The organism is Glutamicibacter sp. B1, from assembly GCF_039602135.1.
In the GTDB taxonomy this organism is placed as follows: domain Bacteria; phylum Actinomycetota; class Actinomycetes; order Actinomycetales; family Micrococcaceae; genus Glutamicibacter; species Glutamicibacter ectropisis.
Map to the genome: position 1 here is coordinate 2,747,814 of NZ_CP125942.1, position 14,000 is coordinate 2,761,813.

Genomic DNA, 14,000 nt, shown 5'->3' on the forward strand with positions numbered 1-14,000 from the left:
ACACCCCAAGGAGAATAACCATGGATTTCTACAACCCATCGCTGGGGCACCAGTTCATTAGCGGACAACAGGTTCGCGGACAGGGACCTTTGTTGCAGCGCGTCTCCCCCGCCACGGGCGAGCTCCTACTTGAGGTCGACACGGCCAGTATTGAACAAGTAGATCAGGCAGTAGAGGCCGCAGCCCAGGCGTATACGACGTGGTCAGCGCTCACCCCCGGGGAACGCTCAGATCATCTCTTAGCTTTCGCCCGCGAACTTGAGGTGCACGCCGCAGAACTGGCGCAGGTGGAAACCGCGCAAACCGGTAAAAGCATTCGGATGTCCACAGAGTTTGATGTTCCTGGAACTATCGACAATGTGAATTTCTTTGCTGGTGCTGCCAGAAACCTGCAGGGTTTGGCCACTGGCGACTACGCAGGAAACACGACGTCCATGATCCGTCGCGAAGCTATCGGCGTCATTGGCTCGATCAGCCCCTGGAACTACCCACTGCAAATGGCTGCTTGGAAGGTTCTACCAGCCATCGCAGCAGGAAATACCATTGTGCTCAAACCTAGTGAGCTCACTCCAGGTACCTCAATGCTTTTTGCTAAGGCAGCCAAGGATGCGGGCCTACCTGATGGTGTCATCAATGTGATCTGCGGCGATGGACCCACTGTTGGCAGTGCCCTAGTACGCCATCGCCTGGTGAAAATGACCTCCTTCACCGGTTCCACCGCGGTGGGTCTAAAGATCATGTCGATGGCTGCCGAACGTGGAAATCGTGTTCATCTGGAACTTGGTGGCAAGGCCCCGTTTGTCGTCTTTGACGATGCCGATATCGAGGCGGCGGCCCACGGCGCAGTTGCCGGCTCCACCATTAATGCTGGTCAGGACTGCACTGCAGCAACGCGTGCGTATGTGCATTCTTCCGTATTCGAAAAATTCACTTCCCGCGTGTCCCAGCTGATGGAATCAATGGTGGTAGGAGATCCGAGCGATCCAAATACGGATATGGGCTCACTCATTAGCGAAGCACACCTGGAGAAGGTTTCAGCCATGGTGGAACGCGCTCAACAAGACGGTGCCAGAGTCCTGGCCGGTGGACGGCGTGAGGAACGTGCGGGGTTCTACTACCGCCCGACGCTACTAGTTGGCGCCACGCAAGATTCAGAAATTGTTCAGGACGAAGTATTCGGACCAGTATTGGTGGCTTTACCCTTTGATACCGATCAGGAAGCTATTGATCTGGCTAATGACACGCCTTACGGTTTGGCTGCCAGCGCGTGGACGAAGAATGTGGATCGCGCGATGATGGCCAGCGCGCAGATCCAGGCAGGTTGCGTGTGGATTAATGAGCATATCCTCATCGTTTCTGACATGCCTCATGGTGGTTACAAAGCCTCGGGCATGGGCAAGGATATGAGTCAGTATTCCTTTGATGAATACACCAACGTCAAGCACGTGATGTTGTCCCACGATCCTGCGTCTCATCGCGGTTGGCAGGACACCGTTTTCAAAGAACGGTAGGTAGCCGCTACAGTCCAGAAAGCAGCTGGTTCAGTTTTTTCGTCGCCATCCCCGGCTCGGTGGTGGCGAAGAAGTACTGGGCCAGCTGTTTTTGTTGTCCAGCGACTCCACCAGCAGCCAGTTTCGCGACGCGGTCTGCCAGGCCGTTGGCGTTGCCCAATTGTTGGTCCATAGGCAACCCGTCACGAAGTTTGCTCGGCCGTTCAGCAGCGAGCAGTAAGGGAATGTTGAGGGCCACTGCATCGTAGGCCATAGCGGAGGTATCGCAGATGGCTACGTCGGCCCAGACTAAGGATTGCGAGGCATCACTAACCGGATCCAGGGTTGATTCGAACCTAGTTTGTAAGCTTGCGACGGTCTTCTTCGCTTCGGCGGAGATATCGCCGGTCTTGGGATGAGGGCGGAAGCGCACTTCAAAACGGTCATCATTGACCAGCTGTGCGAGGATTCTTTCACCTAGCTTAATGACGGAGGAATAGGCCATTGCTTGCGAGTCGCCTTCCCATGTCGGGGCGTAGAGGACTCGGATCTTCTCCGATGCTGGGGCCGGTTCAAGAGCATCGAGCTGGGGGCGTCCGATCTGCACTAGGTGGGAAGAATCGAAGCGAGAAATATTCTCCGTGATACGTTCTACCGCTGCTTCACCGGCAACGCAGGCGTAATCATAGGCTTTGAGTTGGTTTGAAACCATCGAGGCTTTTTCACTCTCACCATGGTTGAGGTGAATATGCGCTGGCCCGTTGAAGCGAAGCATGGTGAAGTTTCGTTGGGCATTGTTCACGTAGCTAATCGACTTGGTGTTCCAGTCACGCAGCTTTGACTCGATTTGTTCTATGGAACGCGTGAACAATATTGGCAATTCACTGGCCTTCAACGCTTGTCGCGCGGAGAGTGAATCCATCAGTACTAGGCCAATGCGCAGGCCCTGTTGAGCAAGACGCTCGAAGGTCCCCAGCCAGACACCTAATTGGTAGAATTGGCCGGGGCCTTCGGCAAAGAAAATTACATGGTCGGCTTGTTGTATTTCCCGTTGGCCTTTGGCTATTTCTGCTCGCACCGATCGCTCAGCGATCAAAGCGCGTGCCTTACCAGTCGCCTGATTAATTTGGGAAGGAATCAATGCCATACATGTAGTCTACGTACCTGTTAGCCGTTGATCGCGGAAGCCAAGTTGGAAATGTTGGATTTCATCCAATCCAAGTAGTTGGAATCATCCTGAATGGTTTCCGCGAAGTCGACGACAGGCACCTTAGCGGACTCTGCGTTCTTTTTCAGAGTCTTGGTTTCACTACCTTCGGTCTGCACGTTGTAGGCCAAAATATCAGTCTTGCCCTCCTTCAGCTCGTCCTGAGCTTTCTTGAGAGTCGTCGGAGCGATACCTTCGCCTTCTTCGATGGCTTCGCTCAGACCTTCAGGGGTGACATCCTCCATGCCAGCATCATCTAGAAGATGGAATGGAACAGGTTCAGTCATGATGAACTTTTTGCCCTCAAGCTTGGCGTCGCTGAGTTGGGTCTGCAGGTCTTTAATGCCGGCGTTGAATTCTTCAGCATTTTTTGTGTACTGCTCTGCGTGGGCAGCGTCAGCCTTGCCGAAGGTCGTCGCTAGCTCATCAGCCAGGGCAGACATTGAATCTAGGTCATACCAGATGTGCTCGTTGTACCCTGCGTGATCATGGCCTTCATGTGATTCCTCGTCGGAATGTTCGGCATGTTCTTCAGCGCTCTCGTCTTCGTGTCCTTCTTCTTCCTCATGCTCTTTGGCAATAGGAGAAGTGTCCACCGCGTGAATCAACTCGACGTTCGAGGCCTGATCGCTGGGCAAGGACTGAACCAGCGAATCCATGAACGGGTCGTATCCTCCGCCGTTTGCAAGAACAACGTTTGCCTCGGAAATGGAGAGCTTGTCACGGGTGGTCGGCTCATAGGAGTGCGGATCCTGGGCGGCCGAGGTGATGATCTCGCTGACGCTCACGGTATTGCCACCCACGGCTTGGGCAATTTGGCCGTACACGTTGGTAGTTGCAACCACTTTGACCGCAGATGAATCTGCTTCAGTCGCTTCGCCACTGCTCCCCGCACAGCCCACGAGGACCATCCCGGCTGCCGGTACAGCTACGGCCAATGCAAGCAATGAGCGATATTTCTTCATGCGCGTTCTCCATCTAAACAGGGTTGCTATTGAGAACAATTCTACATTACTTTTGAGAACCGTTCGCACCTAGGCGTCTACATTGGTGGCATACAAGGACCGTTTGCCATGTGCTCCGCCCGTACCAGTAGCCTTCACCACCATGACCGCAATGGCCGTGGTGACCGGAATTGCTAGTACCAATCCAATAGAACCAATCAGAATCCGAATAACTTCCTCGGCCATCTCCCCAGAGCTCAAAGTCACACCAAATCCCTGATTGCTCATGGCCGCGATGGCCAAGATTGGCAGGGCCGCACCAGCATAGGCAAAGGCAATGGTGTAGACCGTAGAAGCAATATGGTCACGACCAATACGCATCCCACGGAAGAACAATTCTTTAGCCGTTGCCTTAGGTGAGGTTTCCGCCAGTTCCCACACGGTGGCTGACTGCGTGATGGTGACATCGTTGAGCACACCCATGCCACCGATCAGCACACCGCAGATCAGCAAACCAGGTAGGGAGATTTGCGGTGCCACCGTCGACAGGGTCATCGCCGACTCACTGTTAGCGCCAGTCAATGCAGCCTCATCCGTCAACCACAAAATCAAGGCGGCAGTCACGCCCAAACCAAAGAGTGTTCCAAGTAATGCTGTTGAGGTTTTCGCATTGAGCCCATGAGCAAAATACAACGCCACAAACATGATCGCCGTGGCACCGGTCAGTCCGACCAGCACAGGATTCCCGCCCTCAATGAGCGCCGGAACCATAAAGAAGATCATGAACGCAATGCCACCAACTAGACCAATGACCGCGCGGGTACCACGCCAACCAGCCACCAGCACGACCACGACTCCGTAGGCAATAGCCAAGAGAGCCATCGGCAAGGTGCGCACAAAGTCCACAAAAACGTAAGGACTACCGCTCGTGGTATCCACCTGAGAAAGATCCAAGTAACGTAGCGTGTCACCGGGACGAGCATCCCGCGATTGCAACATTTCCGGTGGAATCTCCATTTGGATCTCTGCTCCGCCCGAAGCTGGCATGACGTAAGTGACAGTGCATTCCAGCGTCTTGCCACCCACATCTTCTAAGCCTTGGGACGAAGGACAAGTTTCCACTTCACTTCGGGTTACCGTTCCGGTAGCCATGGTGGCGCCACCGGCGGTATCCATGGAGCCGTCCAAGGCAAACTTGTTATAGGTTCCTTGCGGCCAAAGGACAATCACCATAACCATCGCCAGCACGCCAATGGGCGCTAGCAACGCCCACAGGATTATTGAGGCTCTCCGTCGGCGTCGGGGATCTTGCAAAATCGGTTCGTCATGGTGGTGGCCCACAGGGTCTGACTCCAAATCAATAAAGGCGAATCGTCTGTTCCAAGTCTAAGAGCACCGTGCTGACTACCTTGGGATGATCAATAAATCCTCCGTAAGGTTCATGTCGCTAGGAAGAATCAGCGAGAGAATTGAGCTATGAGCTCGCCACACTACTTGCCTCCACCGGTGCCTCTGGCCAAGGAGGAACAAAGTTTTTCTTTCCATCGACTGTTGCGCCGTAATCATGACTACCGTTGGTGGCGTCCCTTAGCTTTTGCCGGAACTGGAATCGGGTTCTACTTCGCACTGCTTATCGTTGCGATGCTGATTATCTTTGTCGCCGCATTAGTTAATCCAGCAACCTGGGCAGCTGACACCAGTGGGGCAACAGACTCGATGGCTATCGAAGCCGAGCTCGATATGACGTCGCCTATTGAGTTCGCCATGACCATGGCGTCGTTGATCATCATGATTCCCGCGGTCTATCTGGCTTATCTCCTACTCGGATCAAAACCGGTCGGATTACTCATTTCCGTCGCTGGAAAATTGCGCTGGCGCTGGTTCGGGATAGCTATTGGCACCAGTGCCCTACTTTTTGCCGCGTATTTTGCGCTGAATTTTGCTTTATCGGCTGCCGGGGTTGGAGAACAAACTGATCTGAGCCCAACGAAAGTCCCAGCAGATCCATTGTTCTTCGCCCTACTGGTCATCTTGCTAACGCCCTTACAGTGCGCTGCCGAAGAACTGGTGTTCCGCGGCGCAATGATGCAGGTCATCGGTAGCTGGCTAAAGCACCCCCTCTTTGCCATTCTTCTACCTGTGCCGCTGTTTACCTTCGGCCACCTCTATGACGTTTATGGTCTTTTAGACGTAAGCGCATTCGCCATCGCCGCCGGATATCTTTCATGGCGCACCGGTGGATTGGAAGCGGCAATGGCCATGCACATCATCAATAACACCTTCCTGTTCCTACTCGGAGCGATGGGCCAAATTGATATGAATGCTTCATCCTCCAGCGCGACGTCCCTGATCTTCTCGGTTCTTTTCACTGCTGCACTAACGTATGTTTTGGTCAAGCTGTCCGATAAGAACAAGGTGGCTCGCACGGCAGGACCCATCCCTGCAGCGACAAAGCCACCACTATTGCAGCCGTGGCCAATGGCCCAGCCAATGTATCACCAGCCACAGGCCTATTGGGCTCCCCCAATGGATCCATCGGTTCAGCAGGCACAACCGCCTTACCCGCAGAACTACCCACCAGCTCCTGGATACCCACCGGCAGGTGGATACCCGGCAGCTCCTCCAGCTCCCCCAACTGATACATCTGGAACTCCTCCAGAGAATCATGATCGTTAGTTAGAGAAGTAATCATCTGGCGCTAGGTCAGGGTCACACGGAGAATTGGGTTCGTTCCACGATTTTGTGGAACGAACCCAATTCTCATTTTTATTCAGTGTTAGGACTTAGCCCAGCGCAGCAAGGCCGCGATACCTGCGCCATCTGGAATGACAGAATCCGGAACATAACGGATCGTGGCGTCAGTCAGAGCGGTAGCCCGCAAGAGCACCTCCGGTGCCGGCCATTCGCCAGCCACGAGTTCTGCGTGGTCATCCCCATCCTGATGCGCAAGCCAAGGTTCAGCACTCAATGCACGCAAAGTATGCTCATCTTGGTACTGCCCAACCAGAACAGTTTCAGCCTGGGCCGACTGTAAAGCGGTCACCACTTCATCGAGTCCGACCGCCAAGAGGGAACGACCGTTACCCGATTGCTCAGCAACTTTCGCCTCTAAATCAGCCAGGGCTTTACTCTTCACATCCTCGATCAGTTTGCTGATCTGCGCATCTACCTGCTTTACGTCTGCGCCACCTGTTCGAGTGTGCGAATCAATGACTTCTACATATTCTTTGAGGGTTGCCGGTATTTGAGCAATAACTGCCTCTCGAGCTTTGATGTCCCCGGAGATCACGATCAGTCGAACGTAGTTCTCGGCTGCCATCTTTTTAATGAGCCCGGCCACTTCGTCTGCGTTTCTGCGGACCATTTCATCCGCGGCTGCCTGCGCCTTGGGCTGATCATATTCGCCGGGGACCTTACGGGCATGGTGAATTTCTTCGGGTAACCCGACGATTCCTTGGCTGGTGACACGTTCCGGTGACGTGGTGTTATATAGATAGACCTCGCCACCGTCCTTGCCGACCTCAGCGACCAGGTAAGAAAAGGAACCACCGCGAGCACGGGCCAACGCGGTGAAATTCGGGAATGGTCCTACATCCACCGTTGGACTTTGAACCTTGAGTCCAGGAATGATTTCGTTGAGAACAACTTCGCCAGCATGAACCGCAACAAACCGTGCAACCGGTGCTCGCAGACCCTCCGCAGGATCTAAAGCGCCGATGAGTGCTTGGACATCTTCTGCCTGGGCTTGTTGAGACTTCAGCAATTTGGCAACATCTTCCGGGAGCCGGTCGGCAGCTTCTTGAGCGGCCGTCGTGCCCAGTGAAGCGTCCACCAGAGCGGTGCTCCACGAACCATTCCTTCGATAGAGCGAAGCGTCGATTCCATTAGAATCCGCGCGTAGTGCCATGCTGACTCCCTTCCGCACGCGACCCTTGGCCGCGTTGCGACTAGATCCGTGGCTCTAACCTAACATCACTATTCAGTGGCTGGAAGAGGTAACCAGAAACTAACCTGTGGTTTGGAAGAAAGTCAGCATCCCTTCAACTTTTACCAGCGACCACGCCAGTACTGCACTGGGTAAGCCTTCTTGGCACCAAGTTGCTGCGCGGCGTGGTTCGGCCACTGCGGGTTGCCCAAAGCCGCTCGTCCGATACTCACACCATCGGCTTGTCCAGTCACGACAATTTGCTCCGCCTGAATTGCATCGGTAATCGCACCAACGGCCGTAACGAAGGCGTCTTCCGGAAGAGCCTGTTTGACTGCCTGGGCCAGAGGCACTTGATAGCCAGGTCCGGTCGGGCCGGCATACGCGCCGATCCCTGCGCTGGACAGATCGAAGGCACGAACTCCTAGGTCATACATTTCCTTCGCCAATTTCACTGTGTCTTCCAGACGCCATCCTCCTTCCAGCCAGTCTTCGCCAGAGAAGCGAATACCTAACGCCTTATCTTCTGGCCACACTGCAGAAATAGCGCTGACAAGTTCACGCAAGTACCTAGTGCGGTTTTCGAAGCTTCCACCATATTCATCGGTGCGTTGGTTATTTAGTGGTGAGAGGAATTGGTGGATCAGGTATCCGTGGGCCGCGTGAATCTGAATCAGGTCAAACCCGGCGACGTCGGCACGCTGGGCGGCTCGTGCCCAGTCCTGCACAGATTTTTGGATCTGTTCAATGCTCATGGCCGTTGCTGGTTTGAGGCCAAAAATATCGGTGGACGAGGCACTGAAAGTTTCCCAACCGCCGTCTTCATCACTAATACTGCCAACTTTTCCTGCTGCCTCAATGTCTTCCAGCCAACCGTAGGTGGAAGCCTTGGCACCGGCATGGGCCAGCTGTACACCAACGGCTGCTCCATGGGAACGAATGTACTGGGTAATGGGTTTCCAGGCTTCGACCTGTTCTTCATTCCACAGTCCCGTGTCTCGATCCGAGATACGCCCCTCTGGCGCAACGGCGGTTGCCTCGGTGATGATCAAGGAAAAACCGCCGTGCGCCATGGAACCTAGGTGCGTTAGCTGCCAAGTGGTTGGAATGCCATCGCGCTGTGCGACCACGTACTGGCACATCGGAGGCAGGACTACACGATTGCGAAGCTGCAGTCCTGCTCCGCTCTTAGTAGGGATGGTGACTTCAGAAAATAGTTTGCTTTGAGGCATACCTATTGTGACGTTGGGGTCGACTCGTTTATTCCGAGGCAAGATTCGTGTCCATCTGCTGGATACGTCACTGACCGAGCACTATGACCGCAACGCTAAGGTAAACAATCAGTCCAGCTGCGTCCACGAAGGTGGAAATGAATGGATTCGAGAACACCGCAGGATCAGCTTTGAAGAACTTTCCGATAATGGGCATAGCTCCGCCGACGGCCGCCGCCACGGCGCACAACACAATGAGCGTCATTCCAATGATCAGGCCAACCTTCAGCTCAAAAGCCACGCTAGCAATGATCAAGGCGAGGGTTCCTAAGCACAGCCCGAGCAAGGCCCCAATTCGTACTTCACGGAAGATGACACGGCCCAAGTCACGCACGCGCACATCACCCATGGCCAGAGCACGAGTCACGGTGGTGGCTGCCTGATTACCGGTATTACCGCCAATGCCAACGATGAGTGGAATAAACAAGCTCAGGACCACCATGGACTCTAGAGTCTGTTCGAACGTGGCAAGAACCTTCACAGTCAAGGTAGCGCCGATGGCCAAAACGAGTAGCCAGACGATCCTGGCTCGCACCAGTTTCCGAAGAGGCGTGCCAAGGTAGGGACGGTACAGAGGCTCAGTTCCAGCGCTTCGTGCAGTGCGTGATTCTTCGGCGTCTTCCAATAGATCGATGGCATCGCTCAAGGGAAGCGCACCAATCAGACGCCCTTCGTTATCTAGGACCGGCATCAGGTCTAAGTGGCGGTCTACAGCTCGACGGGCAGCTTGGATATCCGATTCCGCGGCCTGAGCTGTAGGTAGTTCCTTGCTGATCGCAGATACGCGCTGGTTGCGTGGCTGCCCAAGGAGCTCACTGAGCCGCAGGGCACCAAGGAAACGACGCGTCGAGTCAACCACCATGATGATGTGGCCATGCTCCGTTGCACCAAGTTGCGGTGTTATTCGTTCTAGCGTCTGTCCTACGGTGAAATCAGGTAGCGTGGTGATGACTTGAGGCGACATCACCCGTCCAACACTGGAGTCTTGATAGCCGAGCAGCACTGCGGTGGCCTGACGCTGCTGCGCGTCTAGTCCAACAAGTAGTTGCGATGCGACAGTTGCTGGAAGCTCATCGAGCAGAGCAACTCGATCGGCAGGTTCAAGGGCGGCGAAAGCATCTACCACGGCTTCTTGCTGGAGACTTTCGATGAGTTCTGCTTGAACTACAGTATCTAAGTCTTGGAAAACTTCTAAGGCGCGCTCTTTGTCGAGTAGCCGATAGAGAATTGCAGCGTCGGTAGTTTTCAACGCCTCAATTTGTTTGATGAGCTGTCCCAGATCAAGAGACCGTAGCAGGGTGGCTAGTGGCTGAAAATCCTCGTTCGTAAGGCGGCTGCGGATCTCTAGCGAAGTAGTTGAAAAGTCTACGTATTCGAAGGTGAACATTGTTGTCGTCCAATGCGTTCGTTGCGCGCAATTTTCGGCCTCACAAGCAACTACTCACCGTTCTCCACTCAGGAACTGGGTGATAAATCAGTCAATATTTGCGTGCACGAAATGGCGCATACCAATAGTGGGTAGGCTACGAACTCGAGGGCGTTCACCGAGGCCCTGAAGAAAGGTTTTCAGGCTCAGCGTGAAGTAAGGAAGCGGTGAGCTCGTAGGTAAATAGATCGACTAGAACTGCCGTCCATGAAGCTCACCTCCTAAGATTCCGAAGCGTGGTCTCAGGCTTCGTACATTGCTAGTTCTATCAGAAGTTGTCGCCTAATGGCCAATAACAAGGGCGTATCTCACATTAAACATCTTGTGTTAAAGAGAGAGATGGGAGGCCGGATTTTCCGGCCTCCCTCAAACAAGATTTAGCGAGTGACTAGCATTCGACGACGTTGACGGCCAACCCGCCCATCGCCGTTTCCTTATACTTATCGCTCATATCCTTGCCCGTTTCACGCATCGTGATGATTACTTCGTCTAGGGTCACGTGATGCACACCGTCACCCATCAACGCCATCTTCGCAGCGTTCACCGCCTTGGAAGCGGCAATCGCATTACGCTCAATACAAGGAATCTGCACCAAACCACCAATAGGATCACAGGTCAAACCGAGGTTATGCTCCATTGCAATCTCGGCTGCGTTCTCTACCTGTGCCGCGGTTCCACCCAGCACCTCAGCCAACCCAGCAGCCGCCATCGACGACGCAGAACCGACCTCACCCTGACAACCAACTTCAGCACCAGAAATAGACGCCTGCTCTTTATACAAGACACCCACAGCACCAGCAGTCAGCAAGAAATTAACTACAGCGTCATGCTTCTCATCTTCATTCCAGTACTTAGCGCCCGGAGCATAATGCGTAGCGTAGAACAACACCGCAGGAATAATACCGGCAGCACCATTAGTCGGTGCCGTCACCACCCGGCCGCCGGAAGCATTTTCCTCATTAACAGCCAACGCCACCAGGTTGATCCACTCCTGCCAAAACACAGGATCCCGGTCCTTATCTTCCTTGCGCAACCGTTCATGCCATTCCGGGGCACGGCGGCGAACCTTCAGCCCACCAGGCAACACCCCGGTACGCTCCAGAGCTGAGTCCTTGCAGTCTTCCATCACCTGATAAATGTGAATCAATCCGGAACGGATTTCTTCACGGCTACGGTATGCCAACTCATTAGACATCATGATCTGGGCAATAGACTTACCCGTAGTCTCTGTATGCTCCAACAGTTGAGCTGCGGTAGTAAAAGGATACGGCTGCTGCTGCAGCTTTTCTTCCAAGTTCTTCTCAATACGCTCTTCGGCGCCTTCGCGCACGATAAAGCCACCGCCCACGGAGAAGAAGGTTTCATTCACTAGTTCTTCGTCTTGGGCATCAAGGGCCACAAACTTCACACCATTGGTGTGACGTGGTAGCACGGTCAAAGGGTGCTGGATCATGTCACCGACGCCGTAGGTCAAGTCCTTGCGCTGACCTAACTGCGCTGCCAGCTGCAGGACACCGGTAGCTTCCATCTGTTCCAGGCGTTCATCAACCTGGGACGGGAGCACCGTTTCAGGCTCAAAACCTTCCAGCCCCAACATGATGGCGGTAAAGGTTCCGTGACCACGACCGGTAGCAGCTAGAGACCCGTAGACATCAACCCGGATCTTTTCCAGGGCGTCCATTTTCTCTTCACGGATTACTTGGGCAATAAAAGCGTGCGCTGCACGCATTGGCCCCACGGTATGGCTGGACGAGGGTCCAATGCCAACCGAGAAAAGATCGAATACGCTAACCGACATGGCAGCTCACATCCTTAGAACGTCGGTAATCCGGGGTGCTCACTCCCCAGAGATGGTGTGGTACGTCAGGGCTCACCCTTGATCCGCGTGCATGAGGCGGTACTGGGTGAACTTTCTGTAAGTGAAAAACTGCGGGCCCGAAAAGCGAATGTTCCGCCTTCCGGGCCCGCCTCTTCCGAAGAAGAAGTTACTCGGAAACCTTAGCCAGGTCCGGGTACAGTGGGTGCGCCTCGGCGAGCTTCAGAACACGGTCCTTCAGCTCTGGAAGGGCAGCGGTATTGCCGTCGGCACCTGCGATCAGAGTCTGAGCAATGATCTCAGCTACCTCAGCGAATGCCGCCTCCGAGAAGCCACGGGTGGCCAATGCTGGGGTACCAATACGCAGACCCGAGGTAGTCATTGGTGGGCGTGGGTCGAATGGCACCGCGTTGCGGTTAACTGTGATCTCAACCTGTGCCAGCAGATCTTCTGCCTGCTGACCGTCAAGCTCCGAGTTACGAAGATCAACCAAGACCAGGTGCACGTCGGTGCCGCCGGTCAGTACGCTGATGCCCTTAGCTGCAACATCTTCCTGGTTCAGACGCTCAGCAAGAATGCGGGAGCCAGCTAAGGTGCGCTGCTGACGTTCCTTGAACTCTTCGGAAGCAGCAATCTTGAAGGCTACTGCCTTACCTGCGATGACGTGCTCCAGTGGGCCGCCCTGCTGGCCTGGGAAGACCGCGGAATTCAGCTTCTTGGCGATTTCAGCATCGTTGGACAGGATGATGCCACCACGAGGACCGGCAAGGGTCTTGTGGGTGGTCGAGGTAACCACGTGTGCGTGTGGCACTGGCGATGGGTGCAGACCAGCTGCAACCAGACCTGCGAAGTGTGCCATATCCACGAACAGGTAAGCGCCGACCTTGTCAGCGATCTCGCGGAATCGCTTGAAGTCCAGCTGACGTGGGTAGGCCGACCAGCCTGCCACGATCATCTTTGGTTGGTGCTCTACGGCCAGGCGCTCGACCTCGTCCATGTCCACCAGGTTGGTCTCTTCGTTCACACCGTAAGGAACGATGTTGAACAGGCGACCGGAGAAGTTCAGCTTCATACCGTGGGTCAGGTGTCCACCGTGTGCCAGGTTCAGACCCAGTACGGTGTCGCCTGGGCGAACCAGTGCGTGGTAGACCGAAGCGTTAGCCTGGGCACCGGAGTGAGGCTGAACGTTGGCGAAACCTGCACCAAACAGTTCCTTGATACGCTCGATGGCCAGGGTCTCAATGACGTCGACCTCTTCGCAGCCACCGTAGTAGCGGCGACCTGGGTAGCCTTCAGCGTACTTGTTGGTCAGTACCGAACCCTGAGCCTGCATGACAGCCTGAGCAGTGTGGTTCTCCGAGGCAATCATTTCCAGACCGCGCTGCTGGCGAGCCAGTTCAGCGTCGATGCGCTGTGCGACCTCTGGGTCAAGGGCTGCTAGCGACTGGGTCAGTGACACTGGTGCTAGGGATTCAAAAGTCTGGTTGCTCATTACTGGACGTCTCCACCGTTCGCGCTTGCGTAGTCTGCTGCAGAGAGCAGCGGACCTTCTTCGGTAACCTCTACGGTGAACAGCCAGCCGGCACCGTATGGGTCTTCGTTCAGGATTGCTGGGTTGTCAACGGCCTCGTCGTTGATGGCAACAACGGTGCCGGTCACTGGCGAGTACAGGTCGGAAACCGACTTGGTGGATTCCACCTCGCCACAGGTTTCGCCTGCGGTCACCGCATCGCCAACCTCTGGCAGGTCCACGTAGACCACGTCGCCCAGGGCGTCTGCAGCGATCTGGGTGATGCCGACCTTAGCTGGGGATGAAGCGTCCAGCCACTCGTGCTCTGCCGAGTAGCGCAATGACGAAAGAACTTTACTCACGGTATTTCCTCTCCCAAGGGAATAAGCGGGCGTTTTGCTTGGCCCTACT

At 54.8% G+C, this 14,000-nt stretch carries 11 protein-coding genes; 2 read left to right on the plus strand and 9 right to left on the minus strand.

Going from position 1 to position 14,000, the window contains the following annotated elements; translation table 11 throughout:
* Positions 1 to 20 precede the first annotated feature (20 nt).
* Positions 21 to 1,511 (plus strand): gamma-aminobutyraldehyde dehydrogenase, encoded by a 1,491-nt coding sequence (locus QMQ05_RS12915; protein ID WP_345470602.1) that lies wholly within the window; start codon positions 21 to 23, stop codon positions 1,509 to 1,511.
* 7 nt (positions 1,512 to 1,518) lie between these two features.
* Here the strand turns inward: QMQ05_RS12915 and QMQ05_RS12920 are convergent, their stop codons facing one another.
* The 3 genes from QMQ05_RS12920 to QMQ05_RS12930 form a co-directional block, all read right to left on the minus strand.
* Positions 1,519 to 2,637 (minus strand): CDP-glycerol glycerophosphotransferase family protein, encoded by a 1,119-nt coding sequence (locus QMQ05_RS12920; RefSeq protein WP_345470604.1) that lies wholly within the window; start codon positions 2,635 to 2,637, stop codon positions 1,519 to 1,521.
* A 20-nt stretch (positions 2,638 to 2,657) separates the two neighbouring features.
* The gene (locus tag QMQ05_RS12925; RefSeq protein WP_345470605.1) at positions 2,658 to 3,662 is read right to left on the minus strand and encodes a metal ABC transporter solute-binding protein, Zn/Mn family; all 1,005 of its coding nucleotides are present in this window, start codon (positions 3,660 to 3,662) and stop codon (positions 2,658 to 2,660) included.
* A gap of 69 nt (positions 3,663 to 3,731) precedes the next feature.
* Positions 3,732 to 4,874 (minus strand): YibE/F family protein, encoded by a 1,143-nt coding sequence (locus tag QMQ05_RS12930; protein ID WP_345470607.1) that lies wholly within the window; start codon positions 4,872 to 4,874, stop codon positions 3,732 to 3,734.
* 243 nt (positions 4,875 to 5,117) lie between these two features.
* Here QMQ05_RS12930 and QMQ05_RS12935 point away from each other — a divergent pair, with 243 nt between their 5' ends.
* On the plus strand, positions 5,118 to 6,317 hold the full coding sequence (locus tag QMQ05_RS12935) for a CPBP family intramembrane glutamic endopeptidase (protein WP_345470609.1): 1,200 nt from the start codon (positions 5,118 to 5,120) through the stop codon (positions 6,315 to 6,317).
* A 100-nt stretch (positions 6,318 to 6,417) separates the two neighbouring features.
* On the opposite strand, the gene QMQ05_RS12940 is transcribed toward QMQ05_RS12935, so the two are convergent.
* The 6 genes from QMQ05_RS12940 to gcvH all read right to left on the minus strand — a co-directional run bounded on the left by QMQ05_RS12940 (position 6,418) and on the right by gcvH (position 13,951).
* A complete protein-coding gene (locus tag QMQ05_RS12940) occupies positions 6,418 to 7,548 on the minus strand; it encodes a hypothetical protein (RefSeq protein ID WP_345470611.1) in 1,131 nt (376 codons plus the stop codon).
* Between the two features lie 140 nt (positions 7,549 to 7,688).
* The gene (locus QMQ05_RS12945) at positions 7,689 to 8,798 is read right to left on the minus strand and encodes an NADH:flavin oxidoreductase/NADH oxidase (protein WP_345470614.1); all 1,110 of its coding nucleotides are present in this window, start codon (positions 8,796 to 8,798) and stop codon (positions 7,689 to 7,691) included.
* Between the two features lie 67 nt (positions 8,799 to 8,865).
* Positions 8,866 to 10,224: a magnesium transporter gene (gene mgtE, locus QMQ05_RS12950; RefSeq protein WP_345470616.1), complete on the minus strand. Its 1,359-nt coding sequence runs from the start codon at positions 10,222 to 10,224 to the stop codon at positions 8,866 to 8,868.
* 427 nt (positions 10,225 to 10,651) lie between these two features.
* Positions 10,652 to 12,061 (minus strand): L-serine ammonia-lyase, encoded by a 1,410-nt coding sequence (locus QMQ05_RS12955; protein WP_345470618.1) that lies wholly within the window; start codon positions 12,059 to 12,061, stop codon positions 10,652 to 10,654.
* A 187-nt stretch (positions 12,062 to 12,248) separates the two neighbouring features.
* Positions 12,249 to 13,571, minus strand: a complete 1,323-nt coding sequence (gene glyA, locus QMQ05_RS12960; RefSeq protein ID WP_058256768.1) for a serine hydroxymethyltransferase — start codon at positions 13,569 to 13,571, stop codon at positions 12,249 to 12,251.
* Positions 13,571 to 13,951 carry a glycine cleavage system protein GcvH gene (gcvH, locus tag QMQ05_RS12965; RefSeq protein WP_345470620.1) on the minus strand — a complete coding sequence of 127 codons (381 nt, stop codon included), beginning with the start codon at positions 13,949 to 13,951 and terminating at the stop codon, positions 13,571 to 13,573. Before gcvH ends, glyA begins: the two co-directional genes overlap by 1 nt.
* Positions 13,952 to 14,000 lie beyond the last annotated feature (49 nt).